The following is a 20577-nucleotide window of genomic DNA, read 5'->3' on the forward strand; positions in this document are numbered from 1 at the left end:
TGTTCTGCGATATCCCCCGGAAAGGAGCAGACCAATGTCATCCACGAAGAAGACCATCGCGGAGGGCGCGCAGTCGGCAGTCGCGCGCAAGCTGCTGGCGTACGCACAGGGAGGCGACCCCGACGTGCAGCTGCCCAAGATGCTCAAAGCCGTGGACGCGCTGGTTCCCAAGGACTACCTCGTGGAACAGCGCGCCCTGTTCCACGAGGTCATCGACCATCCCGACAACAACTGGATGGTGCTGCTGAAGAGCCTGTGGGACGACATCGACCCTGGCGTGCTCCAGAAGGTGCTGGAGAACTTCCTCGTGAACGCGAGCCTCATCGGGCTGCGCCGCCAGGACGCCGCGGCGGCCGAGCACGGCTGCAACGTGCCATGGGCCCTGCTCGTGGACCCCACGAGTGCCTGCAACCTGCACTGCACCGGCTGTTGGGCAGCCGAGTACGGCGACCGGCTCAACCTCACGTTCGAGGAGCTGGACTCCATCGTGGAGCAGGGCAAGGAGCTGGGGGTGTTCTTCTACCTGTTCTCGGGCGGCGAGCCGCTCGTGCGCAAGCGCGACGTCATCCGCCTGTGCGAGAAGCACGACGACTGCGCCTTCACGGCGTTCACGAACGCCACGCTCATCGACGACGCGCTGGCCGAGGACATGCTGCGGGTGAGGAACCTCATCCCCGCCATCTCGGTGGAGGGCTTCGAGGAGGCCACGGACGCCCGCCGCGGCAAGGGCACCTACGCCGCCGTCGTGCGGGCCATGGACGTGCTGAGGCGCCATCGCCTGCCCTTCGGCGTGTCGTGCTGCTACACGCATGCGAACGCCGCCTCCATCGGCAGCGAGGCGTTCTTCGACGACCTCGTGGCGCGCGGGGCGAAGTTCGCCTGGTTCTTCACCTACATGCCCGTAGGGGCCTCCGCACCGACCGACCTGTTGGCCACGGCCGAGGACCGCGCGTTCATGTACCGCCGGATACGCGCGTTTCGCGAGACGAAGCCGTTGTTCACCATGGACTTCTGGAACGACGGCGAGTTCACGCAGGGGTGCATCGCCGGCGGGCGGCGCTACCTGCACATCAACGCGAACGGCGACATTGAGCCCTGCGCGTTCATCCACTACTCGGACGCGAACATCCGCGACACCCCCCTTCTGGAGGCACTCAAGCGGCCGCTGTTCATGGCCTACCACGACAACCAGCCCTTCAACGGCAACCACCTGCGGCCCTGCCCCGTGCTGGACAACAAGGACCGCCTGGCCCAGATGGTGGAGGCCTCGGGCGCCCGCTCCACCGACCTGGAGGAGCCGGAGGACGCGGCGGCGCTCTGCGCGAAGACGCACGCCGCAGCCGACCGCTGGGAGCCCGTGGCGCAGCGCCTGTGGGAGGAGGGGCACTGGACGAGCGGGCCTAACGCGGGGAGGCGGAAGTAGCTCCACGGACCTGCGAGGCCGGCCCTGTAGGCGGCGGCAGGCGGAACTCGTCGCACACACTGCGCGAAAGCTCCTCGTCCCGCCTGCCGCCGCCTACAGGGCCTCTCGGTGCCGTGGTGTGCTTTTGCAACCGGGGGCCCGGGCGCCCGTGCGGGGCGAGAGGGGTCGACCTGTGGGGGATTCCTTATAGGAAGCTCGGGATGTCTCCGAGGGTTTCCACGCGGTCGTAGGGGCAGTCAGGTTCGGCGCCGTGACGGTCGATGATGACGGGGCGGATGCCGGTGGCCGCGGCCCCGTCCCCGTCCGCGTCGGGGCGGTCGCCCACGTGCGCGCACGCGCCGGGCCGCACGCCCAGCTGCTCGCAGGCGAGGTCGAAGATCACGGGGTTCGGCTTGCGGTAGCCCACTGCGGCGCTCGAAACCACCGTGTCGAAGTACGGCAGCAGCCGCAGGTCGCGGAGCAAGTCCTCAAGCTCGGCGTCCCAGTTCGACACGACGCCCAGGGCGAGCCCCCGCTCCTTGAGGGCGCGCAGGCAGCCCGCGACGTCCGCGTACACCTCCCAGCTCGCCGCGTGGCGGTACGCCCCGTTCACCGCGGCAGCCATCCCCTCCGCGTCGTGCCCGATGCCCGCCAGGTGGCACACGTAGCGGTACTGGTCCAGCCAGATGGCCGTCGAGCCCTCGTGCGAGCACCAGAAGTCCCCGTCGCGCAGGTACTCCGCCTCGTAGTAGGCGTCCATGGCGGGCATGTGGAGCTCGAAGTCGCGCACGGTCAGCGCGTGCCCGCGCTCGGCGGCTGCACGCGCCATCGTCTCGGCAACCGACGGGCACGGCCGGATGAGCGTCGATCCCACGTCGAAGAAAACGGCCTCCACCATGCGGCTCCCCTCCTAGTCCACGTGCCCGTCGTCGGGCTCGATATGCACGAGCGCCTCCGCCACGTTCGGAAAGCGCTCCTCCACGGCGCGCTCCACGCGCTCCGAGAGGCCGTGGGCGTCCTTCACCGTCATCTCCGGCGCGACGAGCACGTGCAGATCCGCGTAGACCTCCCCTTCCGTGCCCCTCGTGCGGATACGGTGCGCGTCGCGCACGCCGGGCACCGCCAGGGCCGCCGCGCGCACGTCCTCCTCGGGAATGCGCGCCCGGTCCGAGAGCGTGGCCAGAGCGTGCTTAAACACGTCCCAGGCCGTGGCCAGGATGGCGAGCGTCACCACGAGCGCCATGACGGGGTCGGCCATGGGGAACCCGAGCGCCACGGCCGCCAAGCCCACGATGACGCCGACGGACACGAGCGCGTCGGAGAGCGTATGGTTGGCGTCAGCCGCCAGCACCTCGCTCTTGAGGCGCTTGGCGCAGCGCCGCTCGTAGGTGGTGACCCCCAGGTTCACGGCCAGCGTGCCTGCCATGACCACGAACGACAGCGGCGTGACCTCTGCCGTATAGGAGCCCGACGCGAGCTTGGCTACGGCGCTCGATCCCACCTCGAAGGCGGCCAGGAGCAGCAGCACGCCGATGACGAGGCTCGCGTACGTCTCGAACTTCGCGTGGCCGTAGGGGTGCCCCTCGTCGGCCGGCCGCGAGGCCAGGGCGATGCCCACGAGCCCCACCACGTTGCCGGCGGAGTCGAACACCGAATGGATGCCGTCGGCCTGCATGGACGCCGACCCGGTGACGGCGCCGTACACGTACTTCGCAGCCGCCACGGCCAGGTTCAGCACGAGCACGATCCACAGCACCCGGCGGATCGACCGCATGCGCGTGGAGACCGCGTCCTTGGCAGCAAGCGCCTTCGCCATGCTCGATTCCTCCGCATCTTCTCGTCAGGGGCCAGAATACGAAAAAGGAGAGCCACTCGGACTCTCCTTCTAGCTTCGATGGTGTCGGAGGCGGGATTTGAACCCGCACACCCGTTGTGTGGGCACTAGCACCTCAAGCTAGCGTGTCTGCCGTTCCACCACTCCGACATATGCTGCTCACAAGCAACGCTGGTTATTCTACCCGAACCCTCGCTGCTTGTGAAGAGCGAATTTTCGCTATTTTGCGATCGTTCCCTGCGGGTAGATGATCATCAGCACGATGAGCGACAGCAGGAACACTACCGCGAAGATGATGGTGATGCGGTCGAGGTTCTTCTCCACGATGCTCGTGCCCGTCTGCGTGGAGTACACGGAGCTGGCGATCATGTCGGATATGCCCGTGCCCTTGCCGGAGTGCAGCAGGATGAACACGATGAGGCCCAAGCCCGAGACGACGAGCAGGATGAGCATGATGATAAGGAACGGGTTCAAGGCGTCTCTCTTCTTTCCATTGAGAACGATCGTTTACACAAGTCATGAAGTATACCTGAAAAGCGCCTTCCCTGGCAAGCGGGATGGGTCACAGGGCGCGGGTATCGCAAAACGTCCAGAACAGCGCGCCGATGACATGCAGGACGCCGCCCTGCCGTCGGCCTGACGGCCCGGCTTTGGTCCGGAGCCGGCCGTACCTTGGTTTCGGACGGCCGGCTCCGCCTGCCGCGTCTGGAGGGACCCTGCCGTACGCAGAAGAACCCTGTCGTGCGCGACGTAACTCTGCCAGGCACGACAGTACTCTGTCGTGCCTGGCAGAGTTACGTCGCGCACGACGAAGCCCTGTTACGTGCAGCCCCCTTGTCGCCATTTCGGGCCTCCCCTGCCAAAAATGAGTCGGTTTGGCAAGGGAGGCCGCCCTCGCCGGCCAAGTCGCAAGACGCGACCTGGCCTTTCACGGACGATTTGGGAAAGACAGGCGGCGAACCACTTCCCACGATTGCCAAACCGCTCCTTTTTTGGCATAAGGGGGCTTTTTACGCTACAGCCCGATGGGCACAGGGCCGCCCGCGACCAAGAAGAGAGGCGCCGCGGCTCGGGCCGCAACGCCTCTCGTGGTCGGCCGATCATGCCGGGTTACGCGAGCAGGCTCCTGCCCGTCATCTCGGCGGGCTTCGGCAAGCCCATGAGCTCGAGCAGCGTCGGCGCGATGTCGCAGAGCGCACCTTCGCGGCCGTCGAGGGTGCGGCCGGTTCCGGCGAAGTCCGCGAGCACGAGCGGCACGGGAGCCGTGGTGTGCGCCGTGAACGGCGAGCCGTCCTCGCCGAGCATCTTGTCGGCGTTGCCGTGGTCGGCCGTGATCAGCGCCACGCCGCCCTTGCGCTCGAGCGCGGCGAGCACCTCGCCCACGCCCGCGTCCACCGCCTCGACGGCGGCCACCGCGGCCGGGATGACGCCGGTGTGGCCCACCATGTCGCAGTTCGCGAAGTTCACGAGGTAGACGTCGGCCTCGTCGGCGTCGATGGCGGCGGCCAGCGTGGCGGCCACATCCGGCTCGCTCATCTCGGGCTTGAGGTCGTAGGTGGCCACCTTGGGGCTGGGGATGAGCGCGCGCTCCTCCCCCGTCTTCGGCTCCTCGCGGCCGCCGTTCAGGAAGAACGTCACGTGGGCGTACTTCTCGGTCTCGGCGATGTGGTACTGGCGCAGGCCCGCCGCCGCCAGCACATCGGCCAGCACGTTGCCGGGGAACTCCTTGGGGTAGGCCACCGGCGCGGGGATCTCCGGGTCGTACTCGGTCAGGCACACGAAGCTCACCTGCGGGAACCGGCTGCGCCCGAAGCCCTCGAACGCCGGGTCCACCAGCGCGCGCGTGATCTCGCGGGCACGGTCGGGCCGGAAGTTGAAGAACACGACGGCGTCGCCGTCCTGCACCCCGCGCCCGGAGAGCGCCGTGGGCACGACGAACTCGTCGGTAACGCCCTCGGCGTAGGAGGCCGCCATGACCTCGGCCGGCGCTGCGTCCGTGCACGGATCGGCGGCCACGATGGCGCGCCACGCCTGCTCGACGCGCTCCCAGCGGTTGTCGCGGTCCATGGCGAAGTAGCGCCCCGAGATGCTGGCTATCTCGGCGGCGCACGCGTCGTCGGTCAGCTCGGCCAGCACGGCCTCGAGCTCCTCCAGGTAGCCCGCACCGCTCTTCGGCGGCACGTCGCGGCCGTCCATGAAGCAATGCACCGCGATACGCCCGACCCCGGCCTCCTTCGCGGCGCGCGCGAGCGCGTAGAGATGCTCGTTGGAGGAATGGACGCCGCCGTCGGACACGAGCCCCATGAGGTGCAGCGCCGCGCCCGGCTCGCGCGCCGCGGCGAACGCGCCGTTCAGCACGGGGTTCGCTGCCAGCGAGCCGTCGGCGCAGGCGCGGTTGATGCGCGTGAGCTCCTGGAACACCACGCGCCCCGCGCCGATGTTGAGATGCCCCACCTCCGAGTTGCCCATCTGTCCCTCGGGAAGGCCCACGGCCTCGCCCGAGGCCTCGAGGCGCGTCCACGGACGCTCTGCGAACAGCGCGTCGAGGTTCGGCGTGCGCGCCTGCGAGATGGCGTTGCCGGGGCCGGGCTCGGCCAAGCCGAACCCGTCCATGATGACGAGGCAGGCCGGCAGCGTGAGACGAGCGCGCTCCATCACAGGCACGCCTCGATCAGCTGCACGAACGACTCGCACTTGAGGCTGGCGCCGCCGATGAGGCCGCCGTCGATGTTCGGCTGGGCCAGCAGGCCCTCCACGTTGCCGGGGTTCATGGAGCCGCCGTACAGCACGCGCATCTCCTCGGCCGCCTCGCCGCCGAAGAGCTCGGCGAGCGTCGCGCGGATGGCGGCGCACACGGCCTCGGCCTGCTCGGGCGTGGCCGTCCGGCCCGTGCCGATGGCCCAGATGGGCTCGTAGGCCACGACGCAGCCTGCTGCATCGCTCGCATCCACGCCGGCGAAGGCGGCGCGCACCTGGGCGGTGACGTACTCGTCGGTCGTGCCCTCGTCGCGCACGGCCAGCGACTCGCCCACGCACACGATGGCGTACAGGCCGCCCTCGACGAGCGCCTTCACCTTGCGGTTGACGTCCTCGTTCGTCTCGCCGAACAGCTCGCGGCGCTCGGAGTGGCCCACGATGGAGCACGCGCAGCCGATCTCCTTGATCATGGGCACCGAGATCTCGCCGGTGTAGGCGCCCTTCGACTCCCAGTACACGTTCTGCGCGCCCACGGCGATCTTCGTCTTGTCGAAGTCGAGCACGGTCTTGGCCGGCTTGAGGTCCACGTAGGGCGGGCAGATGACGATTTCGACCGACTCAGGCCACTCCTTCTCGTACTGGTTCGAGATCTCCTGCGTGAGCACCACCGCCTCGCCCACCGTGTTGTTCATCTTCCAGTTGCCCGCCATCATGGGTTTGCGTGCCATTGGGGTATCCTTTCCTTCGAGTGTTGTGCGGCCCGTCCACGTTACAGGGGCCGCACGGAACGGGTCCTACCGCAGCGCCTCGACGCCGGGAAGCGCCTCGCCCTGGACGAGCTCCATGGAGGCGCCGCCGCCGGTGGAGATGAACGTCATCTTGTCGGCCAGGTCGAACTTGTTGACGGCGGCCACACTGTCGCCGCCGCCGATGACGGTATCCGCGTCGGCGTTGGCGGCCACGGCCTCGGCCACGGCCTTCGTGCCGGCCTCGAACGGCTGCATCTCGAACACGCCCATGGGGCCGTTCCAGAACACGGTCTGGGCCTCTGCCACAGCGTCGGCGTAGAGCTTCGCCGTCTCGGGCCCGATATCGAGGCCCATCATATCACCGGGGATGTCGTCGACCGAAACCGTGAGCGTCTCGGCATCTTCCGCGAACCGGTCGGCGACGACGACGTCCACGGGCAGCAGCAGCTTCACGCCGCGCGCCTCGGCCTTCTCGATCATGGCAGCCGCGCGCTCCACCCAGTCATCTTCCTTGAGCGACGTGCCCACCTGCTTGCCTTGGGCCAGCAGGAACGTGAAGCACATGCCGCCGCCGATGATGAGCGTGTCGCACGTGTCCATGAGCGCGTCGATGACCTTGATCTTGTCGGACACCTTCGAGCCGCCGAGGATGGCCGCGAACGGGCGGCGGGGCGCCTCGAGCATGCCCGAGAGCGTGGACACCTCGCGCTGCATGAGGTGGCCCGCGTACGCCGGCAGCAGCGCGGCGACGCCGGCCGTGGAGGCGTGGACGCGATGCGCGGTGCCGAACGCGTCGTTCACGTACACGTCGCCGAGCGCGGCCAGCTCCTCGCAGAACGCGGGGTCGTTCTTCTTCTCGCGCTTGTCGAAGCGCAGGTTCTCCAGCACGAGCACGTCGCCGTCGCGCAGCGAGGCGGCCTTCGCGCGCGCGTCGTCGCCCACCGTGTCGGTTGCGAACACGACGGGCTTGCCCAAGAGCTCGGAGAGCTTCTGCGCGGCGGGGCGCAGCGTGAACGCCTCCTCGAAGCCCTCGCCCGCCGGGCGGCCGAGGTGGCTCATGAGCACGACGCGCGCGCCCTGCGCGACGAGCTTCTCGATGGTGGGCAGCGCGGCGCGGATGCGCGTGTCGTCGGCGACGGCGCCGTCCTTCACCGGCACGTTGAAGTCGACGCGCACGAGCGCGCGCTTCCCGGCGGCGTCCAGCTCGTCGATGGTTTTGATATCGGCCATAGGGCCCTCCTTCTGCGAAGCGCGTCCAATTCGCGCGAAGCGTGAAAACAGGCGCACAGGTTGGCGTAGTAAGACAGCGAGGGGCGCTGCGGTGCCCGAGATTCGCGGGATGGCGCGGGCGATGCGTACTTGGGTACGCGAGTCCGCGGCATCGTGCGAAGATCGGGTGCCCCAGCGCCCCGCAGCGTCGACAGAGATTTTGCTCGTTAGAGCAAAATCTTCACCAGATCTTTAACCCTGTTCGAGTAGCCCCACTCGTTGTCGTACCAGGAGATGCACTTGACGAAGTTGCCCTCGCCGCCCAGCACCATGGTGAGCTTGCTGTCGAAGATGGAGGAGTGCGGGTTGTCCACGATGTCGATGGAGACGATCGGGTCCTCGGTGTACTCCAGAATGCCCTTGAGCGGGCCTTCGGCGGCGGCCTTCATCGCGGCGTTGATCTCCTCGGCGGTGGCGTCACGCTCAAGCTCAACCGTGAGGTCGACCATCGAGCCGTCCGGCGTGGGAACGCGGGTGGCGAAGCCGTCGAGCTTGCCCTTGAGCTCGGGCAGCACGAGCGACACCGCGCGGGCGGCGCCCGTGGTGGTGGGGATCATCGACATGGCGGCCGCGCGGGCGCGACGCAGGTCCTTGTGGGGAAGGTCGAGGATCTTCTGGTCGTTCGTGTAGGAGTGGATGGTGTTCATGTAGCCGCGCTTGATGCCGAAGTTGTCCATGAGCACCTTCGCGAAGGGGGCCAGGCAGTTCGTCGTGCACGAGGCGTTCGAGATGATGTTGTGCTTCTCGGGATCGTACTGGTCGTCGTTCACGCCCATGACGATGGTGATGTCCTCGTTCTTGGCCGGCGCGGAGATGACGACCTTCTTGGCGCCCGCGTCGAGGTGCGCCTTGGCCTTCGTGCCGTCGGTGAAGAAGCCCGTGGACTCGACGACGACGTCGACGCCCAGCTCGCCCCAGGGCAGGTTGGCCGGCTCGCGCTCGGAGAGCACCTTGACCGCATGGCCGTCGGCCACGAAGCCGTCCTCGGTGACCTCGACCGTGTCGAAGGCGCGCCCGTGGATGGAATCGTACTTGAGCAGGTGGGCCATCGTCGGAATGTCGCCGAGGTCGTTCACTGCCACGACCTCGATCTCGGGATCCTCCACCATCGCGCGGAACGCCAGGCGGCCGATGCGACCGAATCCGTTAATGCCTACTTTGATTGCCATGCGTATCCCCTTTCATAAGATACTCTTGCTCGCTGAAGCTGAGACGATGATACAACACGTACGCGAACCATTCTAGCGGTGTAACTCTTTCGCCATCTGCTCGATCCGGCGAACGCGATGGTAAACGGCCGATTTGGACAGGGGCGGGGTCGCGCGCTCGCCCAGCTCCTTGAGGGTGGCGTCGGGATAGGTCACGCGCAGGCGTATGAACTCCTGCAGCGCCGGGGGCAGGTTCTCCATGCCGTGCGCCTCCAGCACCTCCCTGATGGCGTAGATCTGGTCCACCGAGGCGCTGGCCGCCTTCGCCTGGTTCGCGATCTCGGCGTTCGTCATGCGGTTCACGTCGTTGCGCACGCTCTTGATGACCCGCGCGTTCTCCATGGACAGCGCGCTCTGGTGCGCGCCGGTGAACGCGAGGAACTCGAGGATGGCGGCGCCGCTCTTCAAGTACACCATGTGCGAGCTGCGCCGCTGCATGACCCGCGCGTTGATGCCCTTGCGGTCGAGCAGATCCACGAGCCCCTCGGCCAGGTCCCCGCTCTCCACGGTGACCTCGAAGTGGAAGTCGCCGCGCGGGTCGGAAACGAAGCCGCTCCCGAGGAAAGCGCCGCGCAGGTAGGCCGCCGTGCAGCACTCCTTCGCCACGAGGCTCTCCTTGATGCCCAGCTCCAGGCCGCCCTCCTCCGAGAGCACGCCCATGTCGCGCAACGCATCGGCCAGATGGGGCTGTGCCGGCACCTCTATAAGGTAGTTCGGCGTCTTGTGCAGCACGCTGCGGCGCACGGTGAGCTCGGTCTTCAGGTGGTACAGCTCGTGGAGCAGCTTTATGATGAGGCGCGCCACGCTGGGCACGTCCGTGGCTATCTCGATGCGGTAGGTTCCCTGCCCGCTGAAGAACAGCGTGCCCTCGATGCGCACGAGCGCCGCCAGCGTGGCCTTCTCGCAGTGCGAGCAGGTGGGCGGCACGCGCGCGAGCTCGTCCTTTACCTCTGCCGTGAACGACATAGCTTCAACACCCCCGAGAACGCGTCGCGCAGGGCCTGCGGGTCATGCCACGTGGGGCTGCCGCTGTCCACGAGGTTGCGCGCGATGACCACCGGCCCCTGGGCCTGGATGGCCTGCACGTCATGGTAGCTGATCCTCACCGGGCGGATACGGCCCGAGAGCTCCGCATCGTCGAGGCCCGACGTGGAGGCGTGCTCGGGTTCGGCGCCGGTCATGGCGCCGAACACGCCGGCTGCCGGGCTGTCGGGGCGTAGCGGCACCGGCGTGTGCACCAGCAGGTAGTCAACGAGTCCGCGCAGGCCGTGGTCCATGAGCGCCTCAACGTGCTCGCGGGCCGTGAGGCCCCAGGTCTCGCCCTGCATGTCGGCGAGCGAGCACACGAAGAGCGTGCTCGCCTGGGATGCGCGTATGGCGTCGACCACGCCCGGCACCAGCAGGTTCGGAATGATGGACGTGAAGAGCGACCCGGGGCCCAGCACGATGAGGTCGGCCTTCCGGATGGCCTCGAGGGCGGGCGGGTAGGCCTCGATGGAGCGGTCGGCGCGCAGCGTCACGCGCTCGAGCGCCGTGCGCGAATGGCAGGCGACGGCCTGGCCCTCCAGCTCGCGGCCGTCGCGCGTGCGCGCCACGAGCGTCACGCGGTCGAGCGTGGAGGGGTACACGCGGCCCTGGGCGCCCAGCAGCCGCTCGCATATGGCGATGGCCTCCGGGAACGACCCGGCCGCGTCCTCGAGCGCGGAGAGCATGAGGTTTCCCAGCGTGTGGTTGCCCGCGAACGGGAAGCGGTACTTGAACGCGCGCGTGAGCGGGTCGGCGGGATCGGCCGCCATGGCGGCCAGGCACTTGCGCACGTCGCCGGGGGGCGTGACGTTCGCCTCTTCGCGCAGCACGCCGGTGGAGCCGCCGTCGTCGGCCATGGCCACGACGGCGGCCGTGTCCAGGCCCATGGACAGGAGCGTGCGGATGGACACGGGGGCGCCGGTACCGCCGCCGATGACCACGGCGCGCAGGTGCTCGCCGGGCCCGACCACGGGAGGCGTGGAGCCGAGCGCCGCGAAGGCGGCGGTGGCCGAGGGATCGTGGGTGAACGCGGGCTTCGCCATGGGGGCGCCCTACGCCTGCGGGGCGGCCACGGGGCCGTCGGGGGCCGGGGTTGGCGGCTGCGGGGCGGCCGCCGGGTCGGGGCCGGGGGCCGCCGCCTGCGGGTCCGCTGCGAGGCGGCCGTCGGCGCCCTCGGCGAGCGCCAGGTCGCGATGGGCGATGCTCACCCGGTAGCCCTTCGTCTTCAGGTAGTCGCCCGTGGACTCCGCCAGCGCCACGGAGCGGTGCTGGCCGCCCGTGCAGCCCACGGCGATGGCGAGCTGCTGCTTGCCCTCGGCCACGTAGCCGGGCATGACGCAATCCAGCAGGCCGCGCCAGCGCTGCTCGAACTCCTCGGTCTCCGGTCGGTAGAGCACGTAGTCGCGCACCGGCTTGTCGAGGCCCGTGAGCGCGCGCAGCTGCGGCTCGTAGTAGGGGTTCGGCAGGAAGCGCACGTCCATGACGAGGTCGGCGTCGAGCGGCGCGCCGTGCTTGAAGCCGAACGAGTACACCGTCACGGCAAGTCCCTGCTGCTCGGAGCCGGGTGCGAACAGCGCGCGGATGGTCGCGCGCAGCTGCGCCGGCAGCATGTCGGTGGTGTCCACCACGTGGTGAGCCGCCTCGCGCACCTCGAACAGGAGGTCGCGCTCGCGGTCGATGCCCTGCGCGATGGAGGCGCCGTCGGCGCACAGCGGGTGCCGGCGGCGGCTGGACTTGTAGCGTGCGACGAGCTTCTCGTCGGCCGCATCCAGGAACAGGATGCGGTAGCCGATGCCCTGGGCCTTGAGCTTCGCCAGCTCGGCCGTGAGGTTGGCGAAGAAGTCGCGGTTGCGCGCGTCGCACACCACGGCCAGGCGGCGGTGCTCGTCGGGCTGGCCCGGCATGCCGGTGAGCTCGAGCAGATTGCCGATGAGGCTGGAGGGCAGGTTGTCCACGCAGAAGTAGCCCAGATCCTCGAACGAGTGCATGGCCTCGGTGCGCCCGGCGCCGCTCATGCCGCTCACGATGACCAGTTCGGGCATGCTCGCCAGCTCGGTGTTCTCGTCGGTCATGCGATCGTCCTTCCCTCGTTTCCTTCCCTGCCGGGCTCCCTGCCCTGCACGGCCGCGCGCACCGCCTCGTCCACGGCGGGCGACCACGTGGCGGCTGGCCCCGTGCCCGCGGGCGGGCAGGCGGCCGCACGCTCGTCGAGCGCGTCGGAGGCGTCCGGGCCGCACGCGGCCTCGGCTGCCGAGCCTCCTACGGCCTCGGATGTGCCAGGGCCCTCCGCCCTCCCGACCCCGCCGCCCACGACGCGCTCGTCCTTGCGATCCCTATTATACTGCTGCAGCACGCGGTAGAGCTCCTCGGCCACCTCGTTCGGCACGACGCGCGCCTCCTTGATCTCCTCGAGCGTGGCGGCCTTCAGGTTCCTGAACGACTTGAAGTGCTTGAGCAGCGCCTTCTTGCGCACGGGGCCCATGCCGACCACGTCGTCCAAGATGGAGGCCGTCATGCCCTTGCCGCGCAGCTCGCGGTGGAACGTGATGGCGAAGCGGTGCGCCTCGTCGCGCACCTGCTTCACGAGGTAAAGCGACGCCGAGCCCGAGGGCAGCACGACGGGGCCCGTGTCCTGCCACGGCACGAACAGCTCCTCGTCGCGCTTGGCCAGGCCGCACATCGCGATGTCGTCGATGCCCATCCGGTCGAACATCTCGAGCGCCGCGGACAGCTGCGGCTTGCCGCCGTCGAGGATGATGAGGTCGGGCTTGCTGCCGAAGCGCTCGTCGGCCATGCGCTCGGGCGCGTAGCGGCGGCTCATGACCTCCTGCATGGACAGGAAGTCGTTCGCCTCGTCGAGCGGCGTCTTGATCTTGAAGCGGCGGTACTGGTTCTTGTCGGGCTTGCCGTTCGTGAACACCACCATCGAGGCCACCGTGTAGGAGCCGTGGATGGTGGAGATGTCGAAGCACTCGATGCGCATGGGCGGCTCGTCGAGGGCGAGCGCGCTTTCCAGCTGCAGAAGCGCGTTGTTGATGCGCTTGTCGTCGTAGTTCGTGCGCACCTTGTAGCGCATGAGCGTGTGCTTCGCGTTCGTCTCGGCCATGCCAACGAGCTCGGCCTTCTCGCCCTTCTGCGGAGCGCAGATGCGCACCTTGGCGCCATGGGGGCTGGCCAGCTTCTCCGTGAGCCATGCCTCCATGGCCTCGGTGTCCTCGGGCTCGTCGCGCAGGATGACCTCGTGCGGGATGGAGGTGGTGGCGTCGTAGTAGCGCAGGAGGAACATGTGCAGCAGGTCCTGGTCGGGCACGTCCTTGCCGCGGTTCAGCACGAACTCGTTGGAGTTGATGATGCGTCCCTCGCGCACCATGAACACGTGCACGCCCGCCACCGTCTCCTCGCGGAACAGGCCCACGACGTCGGCGTCGAGGTTGCGCGTGGACACCGCATGCTGCCTGTCGGTGAGGCTGTTGATCGTGTCGATGCGGGCCTTGATGCGCGCGGCGCGCTCGAAGTCGAGCTCGGCGGCGGCGGCCTGCATCTCCTCGGTCAGCTCGTCGACGAACTCGCGGTGCTGGCCCGCGAGGAAGCGCTCGATGCGCTTGACGTTGACCCGGTACTCCTCGGGCGTGATGCCGCCGCAGCACGCGCCGGGGCCGAGGCCCACGTGCGCGTCGAAGCACGGGCGCGCGTCGCGGTCGAGCAGCGCGAGCGGGTCCTTGTCGAGGCGGCGCTTGAGCCCGCGCCAATCGGCGCACGACGTGGCGCACAGCGGCACGACGCGGCGGGCGATGTCCACCATGTCGCGGGCGGCGCGGCTGTCGGTGTAGGGGCCGAAGTACTTGGTGTCAGGGCGGTGCTTCTCGCGCGTGTACTTGATGGCGGGGAACACGTCGCCCTTCGTGAGCGCGATGAACGGGTAGGACTTGTCGTCCTTGAAGTCGGCGTTGAAGAACGGGGCATGCTGGTTGATGAGGTTCTTCTCCAGCACGAGCGACTCGTGCTCGTTCTCCACCACGAGGTAGTCGAAGCTGTCGATCTGGTCGACCAGAAGCGGGATCTTCGCGCGCTCGTCCTGGTAGTTCACGTACTGGCGCATGCGGGCGCGCAGCTGCTTCGCCTTGCCCACGTAGATGACCTGGCCGGACTTGTCCTTCCACAGGTACACGCCCGGCAGCGTGGGCACGGCGTTCAGCTCCTGTTTGATGCGCTCGAGCTTGGCGGCGAGCGCATCGTCGGCGGAGCCATCCCCGCGCTCGCGCACGGCGCGGTTGAGCGCGGGCCGGCGGCGGCCCTCGCGCTCGAGGCGCTCGGCGTCCTCGGGATCGAGCGCGGGCTCGGGATCCAGGCGCTCGAACCCGCCCGCGTCTGCAGGCCCGAGGCCGTCGTCCACGTCAAACGGGGCGGCTCCGTTGTTGGTTTCGTTGAGTTCGTCCATACCGCCAGTATAGCAAACCGCACAAGCGTTCCCCTGGGCGCGCTCCGCTCCACGCGGAATGCAAAAGGAAGCCCTCCCCCCCCCCCGACGACGGGCGATCCGCCACCCGAGCCCCCGCCGGAAACGCGAGAGGAAGGGTGCTCGGGGAAGGCGCTGCTCGTCGCGCACAGGGCGGACGCCCTTCGGGCCCTCCCCGACCGTCCAGCGCGCGCGAAACCCGGTTTCGTGGCAGATTTCGACGGGAAATGATCATCGGGAAACCCGGCCCGGGCCGAAAGCGCCGCGGCGAAACCGCCTCTTCGGCATCGCCCCAGGTCAGCGGGGCGTGCGGCTTCGAGTCCCCGTCCGGGTTCCCGAGCCGATGATCATTTCCCGTCGAAATATACCACGAACGGGGGTTTCCGCGCGCTGCCCCGATGCCGACAGGCGCCGCGCGGGGTTGCAGGGCGGCCCTCGCCCGCCTCGGCGACGTTTCACGTGGGCACTTGCCGGATCGGCGCCGCCGCGCGCAGGGGGCCGGGGTGGTTGTCCGCGGCCCTGCGCGATAAGGAGAGGGTCAGAACAAATGTTTCACGTGAAACAACCTGCAACGGACGCTCGAGGCGCGGAAAGCAGGTGTTTGGGGCGCGGATGCGGGCGCACGAGCCACGCGGAATACGGGCGCGAACGGGACGCGGGCGCAGACTGCGCAACGCGGACGGGGCGAGGCGCGCAGGACCGTCAGACTTCTTCCAGCTTGGCCTTGAACGAGATGGTGCGGGGCGTGTCCATGCCGTCGAACTCCACCTCGTAGGCGCGCTTCTCGGTGTCGACGGCCGCCACGCGCCCGACGCCGAACACCGCATGGGCCACGCGGTCGCCCGCGGAGAAGCGCGCGTCGCGGACGAGGTCGGCGATCCAGCGGTCGGTCAGCGCGTACGCGGCGCGCGCGTCCTCGATCCGCCGCTCGTCGGGCTTGTTCGAGAATTCGAGCGCCGCCGGGTCGATGTCGAGCAGGAAGCGCGAGGGGTAGCGCGGCGCGCCCTCGTGCGAGCGCCCCTCCGCCTCGGTGAGGTACAGCCCGTCGCGCGCCCGCGTCATGGCCACGAACGCCAGCCGGCGCTCCTCCTCCATGCCCTGCGGCGTGCTCGTCTTGCGCGACGGGAGCACGCCCTCGCTCATGGAGCAGAGGAACACGTGCGCGAACTCGAGGCCCTTCGCCGCATGGACGGTCATGAGCCGCACCTTGTCCTGCGCATCGTCCATCGCGTCGGCGTTCGTGAGCAGGGCCACGTGCGCCAGGTAGTGCTCGAGGGTCACCTCTTCCCCGCATGTCGACTCGAACTCGTAGATGGACTGCTTCAGCTCGGCCAGGTTGTCGAGCCGCTCCTGGCCGCCCTCGGTGCGCAGCATGCCCTCGTAGCCGCTTTCCGACAGCACGGCCGCCAGCACCTCGGACACGGGACGCCCCTCGTACGACGAGCGGAAGCGATCGACCAGCTGCAGGAGCTGCCGCGCCTTCGTGCGCTTGAACAGCTCGTCGTCCGCCGAGCGCGCGAGCGCCTCGAACAGGCTGCATCCCCATTCGTCGGCCTTCTCGCGAAGGAAGGCCATGCGCCGCTGGCCCAGGTTGCGCTTGGGGACGTTCGCCACGCGCGCGAAGTCCAGGTCGTCCTGGTAGGCTACGAGCCGCAGGTACGACAGCGCGTCCTTGATCTCGCGCCGGCCGAAGAACGGCACGCCGCTGCACACCGCGTGGGGCACTTCGGCTCGCAGCAGCGCCTCCTCCACCGGCCGCGACGCGTAATGGGCGCGGTAGAGCACCGCCATGTCGCGATACGCCACGCCCTCGCCGTGCAGCGCGAGGGCACCATGGGCGATCCACGCGGCCTCGTCGGCCGAGCTCTTGGCGTGATGCCACACCGTGGGCCCATGGGCCGCGCGCGCGGCGACGAGCCTCTTCGGCATGCGCTCGCGGTTCTTCTCGATCAGCGAGTTCGCGACGGCCACCACGCGCGGCGCCGACCGATAGTTCTCCAGCATCATGATGGTGCGCGTGCCCGGGAACGCGCGGTCGAAGTCCAGCAGGTAGCGCACGTCCGCGCCGCGCCAGGTGTAGATGGTCTGGTCGGGGTCGCCCACCACGAACAGGTTCTTGTGGTACCCGGCGAGCACCTCCATGAGCTCGTGCTGCAGGCCGTCGATGTCCTGGAACTCGTCGACCATGATGTACTCGAGCCGCTTCTGCCACTTCGACCGGATGTCGGGGTTCTGCTCGAAGAGGTGCAGCACGAACACGATGAGGTCGTTGTAGTCCAGCCCGAAGCACTTCTTCTCCTGGTAGAGGTAGCCGTAGAAGATGACGTCCTTCGCGGCGGTCGCGTCGAGGTACTTCTGCCGCAGGCCCTCGAGCGGCAGGGCCAGCATGTCGCGGTAGTAGTCCGGGCGCTCCTTCAGCTTCACGATCTCGATCATGTCGCGCGCCTTCGAGAACGTCATGTCGCGCAGCGTGAGCCCGCGCTCCTCGTAGACGACCTGCAGCATGGCGTCCACGTCGGCGTTGTCCAGCACGAGGAAGCTCTTCGGGTACTGGACGGCGTGGCAGTCCTCCTGCAGCACCGACACGCAGAAGCCGTGGAACGTGTTGATGTAGCCCGTGTCGCCGTCGCCCGTCAGCCGGCGGATGCGGCGGCGCATCTCGCTGGCCGCCTTGTTCGTGAACGTGGCGCACAGGATGGTGCCCGGCATGATGCCCAACTCGTTCACCAGGTAGGCGAAGCGCTCGGTGAGCGCCCGCGTCTTGCCCGTGCCGGCGCCGGCGATCACGCGCACGTACCCCTCGGTCGCCTCGACGGCCTCGCGCTGCGCCGCGTTCAGGCGCGTCCGGCCGTCGTCCTCGTCGTGCCGTACGCTCGTCGTTGTTTCGATCGTCTGTTCCATAGGTACAGTGTAGCAGAAAACGGACGGATGTTCCCGAACAAATGTTTCACGTGAAACATTCTTGCGACGACACGGCGGATCCGCGCGGCGAGGTCCGACGCGGCCAGGGGACGGGGAATCGACGCGGCAAGGGGATGGAGGCCCGACGCAGCCAGGGGGCGGAGGACCGACACGGCCAGGGGACGGCAGGAACGGACCCGGGGCAGGACGAGGGATCCATGCGGCAAGCCGGCACGGTGCGGCCCTTGGCTCCGCCCCCCCTACATCAGCTGATGGAACGCCTCGATCAGCACGGGGACCAGCGCGGAGCAGATGACGCCGTTGAGCACCGAGAGCACCACGGTCTCGCCGTTCGTGCAGCGGATGAGCATGGGCAGCGTGGTGTCCTCGCTCGTGGCGCCGGCGGGCGCGATGCACGTGGGGTAGTTGAGGTGCTTCGCGATCCAGGGGATGCTGAAGAACGACACGAGCTCGCGCAGCAGGTTCGCCAGAAACGTGATGCTGCCCACCTGGGCGCCGGCGATGTCGGTCATCATGACGCCCGCGAGGCTGTACCACCCCAGGCCCGACGCCACGGCCGCGCCCGTGGGCAGCGACATGCCCGCAAGCGGCGCGCACGCGAGGCCTCCCAGCACCGAGCCGATCACGATCCCCGCCGGGACGATGAGCACGCGCACGTGGTACTGGCGCAGCTTGCCCAGCAGGCCGCGGCTGCCGCCCACGCTGATGCCCACGAAGAACATGAGCGCGTAGAGGACGGCTTCGGAATGGCCGGCCACGAAGTCGATCGGCGCGATCGGCACGCCCGCCAGCCCGTACACCGCGCCGAGCGCGAGCGCGCCCACCGCCACGCCGATCATCGCGGCCTCGCCGCGCGCGCCCGCCCCGCCCTCGGAGCCGTCCTGCGCGGCGGCCACGCGCGGGCCGGCCGGGCGGCGGGCGATGTCGGACATGAACAGGCTCGTCAGCGCGTACACGGCGATCGTCGAGAACGCCACCGGCACGAGGCAGAACAGGACGCTGGCCCACCCCACGGTGCCGAGCTCCTCCAGAAACGAGTCGCGCCCGGCCAGCAGCACGCCCATCGAGAAGATGAGCAGCCCGGTTGCCGCGAGCGTCAGCTTCTCGTTCAGCCCTTTGAGCCGCGCGGGGAACACCGTCGCCCCCACGAGCACCCCTGCAACCATGACGACCAGTATCTCCACGACATCCCTTCCCGCCGTGCGCATGGCGAGAGCCTGCGCTGCGATCCCATCGGTGAAGGAGCTATCTTACCGCAAGTTCGCGGGCGGCGCGGCGTTTCGCGCCAGCGCGGCCCACGCGAGCTTCGCCGCCCCCGCGACGACGAGCAGCGCGGCGCACAGGACGAGCACGAGCGCCGCGTCGGGGGCGAACGCGAGCAGGTCGCGCCAGGGCGTGCCCCACGACGAGGGCAGCGCGAGGAGGGCGGCGGGCAGCGCCGCATGCAGCGCGAGCCCCTGCGCGAGCAGGCGGCGGCGCGGCGCCGCGGCCTGCCGCCGCGGCCAGCGGCCCATCAGCAGCAGCGGGGCGGCGCAGGCCAGCACCGCGCACGCGTACAGCACGTCGGTGCGCTGGCGCCACAGCGCGGTCCACTGCGCGTCAACCGGCGCGGGCACTCCGCCCACCGCCGCAGTCACCACGCCGCTGACCAGGTCGAAGAATCGGCTGTTGCCGCCGGCGTTGTCGTTGGCGTCCGCCAGCACCACCACGCCGATGCCGCGCTCGGGCAGCAGGCACATGCTGGCCACGTAGTTCTCCACCTGGCCGTCGTGGGACAGCACGAGCTCGCCGTCGTCCCAGTTAAACGACGTCCACCCCATGCCGTAGCACGTGTCGCCCTCCGGATCGGGCACGCGGTCGAGGAACATGCGCCGCACGCTGTCGGCCGACAGCACGCGCCCGCCGCCGTCGGCCGCGCCGCCGTTCAGGTACATGCGCAGATAGCCGGCCATATCCTGCACGCTGGACGCCACGTAGCCCGACGCGGGGCCGCCCCATGCGTCGTCGCCCTGCGCGTGCCGGAACCCGTCGGCCAGATGGAGGCCGAGCCAGTCGCGGTGCCCCGGCGCCATGCCGAGCGTCTCGGCGCGAACGGGATCGGCCGTCGAAGCGGTCATCCCGAGCGGGCCCAGCACGTGCTCGTCGAGGTAGCGCGCGTACGGCTCGCCCGACGCGCCCTCGACGACGCGCCCGAGCAGGTCGTAGTTCGCATTCGCGTACGAGAACGAGCCGAACGTGTCGCCCAGCTGCCCGTCGGCGGCCTCCGAGAGCGAATCGTGGGAGCCGAACCCGCTCGTCTGGTTGAGCAGGCTGCGCACCGTCACCTCGTCGGGCACGTCGTAGCCCTGCGCGTAGCGGGCGGCGGGGGCGTCGAGGTCCACCGCCCCCTGCTCGGCCAGCTGCATGACGGCCACGGCCGTGAACGACTTGCTAAGCGAGCCCACGACGAACGGCGCGTCGGCGCCGGGGCAGTCGCCGAGCGTGGCGAGGTAGCGCACGCCGTCGGCGTCGACCACGGCGACCGCCGCCCCGGGCATGCCCACCTGCGGGAAGTTCGCGGACAGGTAGGCGTCCAGGCGCGCGGCGAGGTCCTCCCCCGTCGGCTCGAGCCCTGCGGGCGCGGCGCCGTCCGCGTCCTCGGGCCCCTCCTCGTCGTCGGCGGGGCCCTCGTCCGCCGTCGCCGCCGCTTCGGCGGCGATGCCCTCGTCATCCGCCGTATCCGCCTCGGCCCCGCACGATGCCAGCGGCAGCGCGCACGCCAGCGCGAGCGCCGCCGCGGCAAACGCCCGCGCAACCCGTCCCGCGCGCGACGCGCACGCCCGCCTGTCGTCGTCGCGCGCCATCAGAAGCTGCTGTACACGAACTGCACCGGCCCGCTCAACCCCGAGAACACGAGGAACCACGCAAGCAGCACGACCATCGCCGCCGTCGCAAGCGCCGCGAGCGCGCCGAGCACCCGCGGCCGCGCCTCCACCGCGGCGCGCACCGCGGCCGCCGCCCGCATCGCCCGCGCC

General features: G+C 69.3%; 15 protein-coding genes and 1 tRNA gene. 1 reads left to right on the forward strand and 15 read right to left on the reverse strand.

Annotated features, from left to right (window positions below):
* Positions 1-34 precede the first annotated feature (34 nt).
* Positions 35-1423 carry a radical SAM protein gene (locus tag K9U15_RS13390; RefSeq protein ID WP_154270467.1) on the forward strand — a complete coding sequence of 463 codons (1389 nt, stop codon included), beginning with the start codon at positions 35-37 and terminating at the stop codon, positions 1421-1423.
* A gap of 184 nt (positions 1424-1607) precedes the next feature.
* On the opposite strand, the gene K9U15_RS13395 is transcribed toward K9U15_RS13390, so the two are convergent.
* The 15 genes from K9U15_RS13395 to K9U15_RS13465 all read right to left on the reverse strand — a co-directional run bounded on the left by K9U15_RS13395 (position 1608) and on the right by K9U15_RS13465 (position 20406).
* Positions 1608-2300, reverse strand: coding sequence for an HAD family hydrolase (locus K9U15_RS13395; protein WP_301156349.1), 693 nt, complete (start codon positions 2298-2300; stop codon positions 1608-1610).
* 12 nt (positions 2301-2312) lie between these two features.
* Complete coding sequence (locus K9U15_RS13400; protein WP_096228484.1) at positions 2313-3218, reverse strand: cation diffusion facilitator family transporter; 906 nt, start codon at positions 3216-3218, stop codon at positions 2313-2315.
* 79 nt (positions 3219-3297) lie between these two features.
* A tRNA-Leu gene (locus K9U15_RS13405) sits at positions 3298-3386 on the reverse strand.
* Between the two features lie 69 nt (positions 3387-3455).
* A complete protein-coding gene (gene secG / locus K9U15_RS13410; protein WP_041238829.1) occupies positions 3456-3710 on the reverse strand; it encodes a preprotein translocase subunit SecG in 255 nt (84 codons plus the stop codon).
* Positions 3711-4346: 636 nt separating this feature from the next.
* On the reverse strand, positions 4347-5891 hold the full coding sequence (gpmI, locus tag K9U15_RS13415) for a 2,3-bisphosphoglycerate-independent phosphoglycerate mutase (RefSeq protein WP_301156351.1): 1545 nt from the start codon (positions 5889-5891) through the stop codon (positions 4347-4349).
* A complete protein-coding gene (tpiA, locus tag K9U15_RS13420; protein WP_301156353.1) occupies positions 5891-6661 on the reverse strand; it encodes a triose-phosphate isomerase in 771 nt (256 codons plus the stop codon). The genes gpmI and tpiA overlap by 1 nt, the downstream gene beginning before the upstream one ends.
* A 66-nt stretch (positions 6662-6727) precedes the next feature.
* Entirely contained in the window at positions 6728-7912 is a 1185-nt protein-coding gene (gene pgk / locus K9U15_RS13425; protein ID WP_123674528.1) for a phosphoglycerate kinase, read from the reverse strand.
* A 206-nt stretch (positions 7913-8118) separates the two neighbouring features.
* Entirely contained in the window at positions 8119-9120 is a 1002-nt protein-coding gene (gap, locus tag K9U15_RS13430) for a type I glyceraldehyde-3-phosphate dehydrogenase (protein WP_015538825.1), read from the reverse strand.
* A 72-nt stretch (positions 9121-9192) separates the two neighbouring features.
* Positions 9193-10125 (reverse strand): DNA-binding protein WhiA, encoded by a 933-nt coding sequence (gene whiA, locus K9U15_RS13435; RefSeq protein ID WP_087192128.1) that lies wholly within the window; start codon positions 10123-10125, stop codon positions 9193-9195.
* Positions 10104-11228 (reverse strand): gluconeogenesis factor YvcK family protein, encoded by a 1125-nt coding sequence (gene yvcK / locus K9U15_RS13440; RefSeq protein ID WP_096228478.1) that lies wholly within the window; start codon positions 11226-11228, stop codon positions 10104-10106. Before yvcK ends, whiA begins: the two co-directional genes overlap by 22 nt.
* Positions 11229-11237: 9 nt before the next feature.
* A complete protein-coding gene (gene rapZ / locus K9U15_RS13445) occupies positions 11238-12257 on the reverse strand; it encodes an RNase adapter RapZ (RefSeq protein ID WP_301156356.1) in 1020 nt (339 codons plus the stop codon).
* Positions 12254-14623, reverse strand: a complete 2370-nt coding sequence (uvrC, locus tag K9U15_RS13450; protein WP_241557783.1) for an excinuclease ABC subunit UvrC — start codon at positions 14621-14623, stop codon at positions 12254-12256. The genes rapZ and uvrC overlap by 4 nt, the downstream gene beginning before the upstream one ends.
* Positions 14624-15343: 720 nt before the next feature.
* Positions 15344-17542: an ATP-dependent helicase gene (locus tag K9U15_RS13455; protein ID WP_301156359.1), complete on the reverse strand. Its 2199-nt coding sequence runs from the start codon at positions 17540-17542 to the stop codon at positions 15344-15346.
* Between the two features lie 260 nt (positions 17543-17802).
* Positions 17803-18747, reverse strand: a complete 945-nt coding sequence (locus K9U15_RS13460; protein ID WP_301156361.1) for a lysine exporter LysO family protein — start codon at positions 18745-18747, stop codon at positions 17803-17805.
* A 66-nt stretch (positions 18748-18813) separates the two neighbouring features.
* Positions 18814-20406 carry a serine hydrolase gene (locus tag K9U15_RS13465; protein ID WP_301156362.1) on the reverse strand — a complete coding sequence of 531 codons (1593 nt, stop codon included), beginning with the start codon at positions 20404-20406 and terminating at the stop codon, positions 18814-18816.
* Positions 20407-20577 lie beyond the last annotated feature (171 nt).

The sequence above is a fragment of the Gordonibacter sp. RACS_AR68 genome (assembly GCF_030418485.1).
GTDB classification, from domain to species: domain Bacteria; phylum Actinomycetota; class Coriobacteriia; order Coriobacteriales; family Eggerthellaceae; genus Gordonibacter; species Gordonibacter urolithinfaciens.

Coding starts and splice junctions, on each gene's coding strand:
- K9U15_RS13390 (WP_154270467.1), top strand. CDS start 35: ATGTCATCCACGAAGAAGACCATCGCGGAGGGCGCGCAGTCGGCAGTC.
- K9U15_RS13395 (WP_301156349.1), bottom strand. CDS start 2,300: ATGGTGGAGGCCGTTTTCTTCGACGTGGGATCGACGCTCATCCGGCCG.
- K9U15_RS13400 (WP_096228484.1), bottom strand. CDS start 3,218: ATGGCGAAGGCGCTTGCTGCCAAGGACGCGGTCTCCACGCGCATGCGG.
- gpmI (WP_301156351.1), bottom strand. CDS start 5,891: ATGGAGCGCGCTCGTCTCACGCTGCCGGCCTGCCTCGTCATCATGGAC.
- tpiA (WP_301156353.1), bottom strand. CDS start 6,661: ATGGCACGCAAACCCATGATGGCGGGCAACTGGAAGATGAACAACACG.
- pgk (WP_123674528.1), bottom strand. CDS start 7,912: ATGGCCGATATCAAAACCATCGACGAGCTGGACGCCGCCGGGAAGCGC.
- gap (WP_015538825.1), bottom strand. CDS start 9,120: ATGGCAATCAAAGTAGGCATTAACGGATTCGGTCGCATCGGCCGCCTG.
- whiA (WP_087192128.1), bottom strand. CDS start 10,125: ATGTCGTTCACGGCAGAGGTAAAGGACGAGCTCGCGCGCGTGCCGCCC.
- yvcK (WP_096228478.1), bottom strand. CDS start 11,228: ATGGCGAAGCCCGCGTTCACCCACGATCCCTCGGCCACCGCCGCCTTC.
- rapZ (WP_301156356.1), bottom strand. CDS start 12,257: ATGACCGACGAGAACACCGAGCTGGCGAGCATGCCCGAACTGGTCATC.
- uvrC (WP_241557783.1), bottom strand. CDS start 14,623: ATGGACGAACTCAACGAAACCAACAACGGAGCCGCCCCGTTTGACGTG.
- K9U15_RS13455 (WP_301156359.1), bottom strand. CDS start 17,542: ATGGAACAGACGATCGAAACAACGACGAGCGTACGGCACGACGAGGAC.
- K9U15_RS13465 (WP_301156362.1), bottom strand. CDS start 20,406: ATGGCGCGCGACGACGACAGGCGGGCGTGCGCGTCGCGCGCGGGACGG.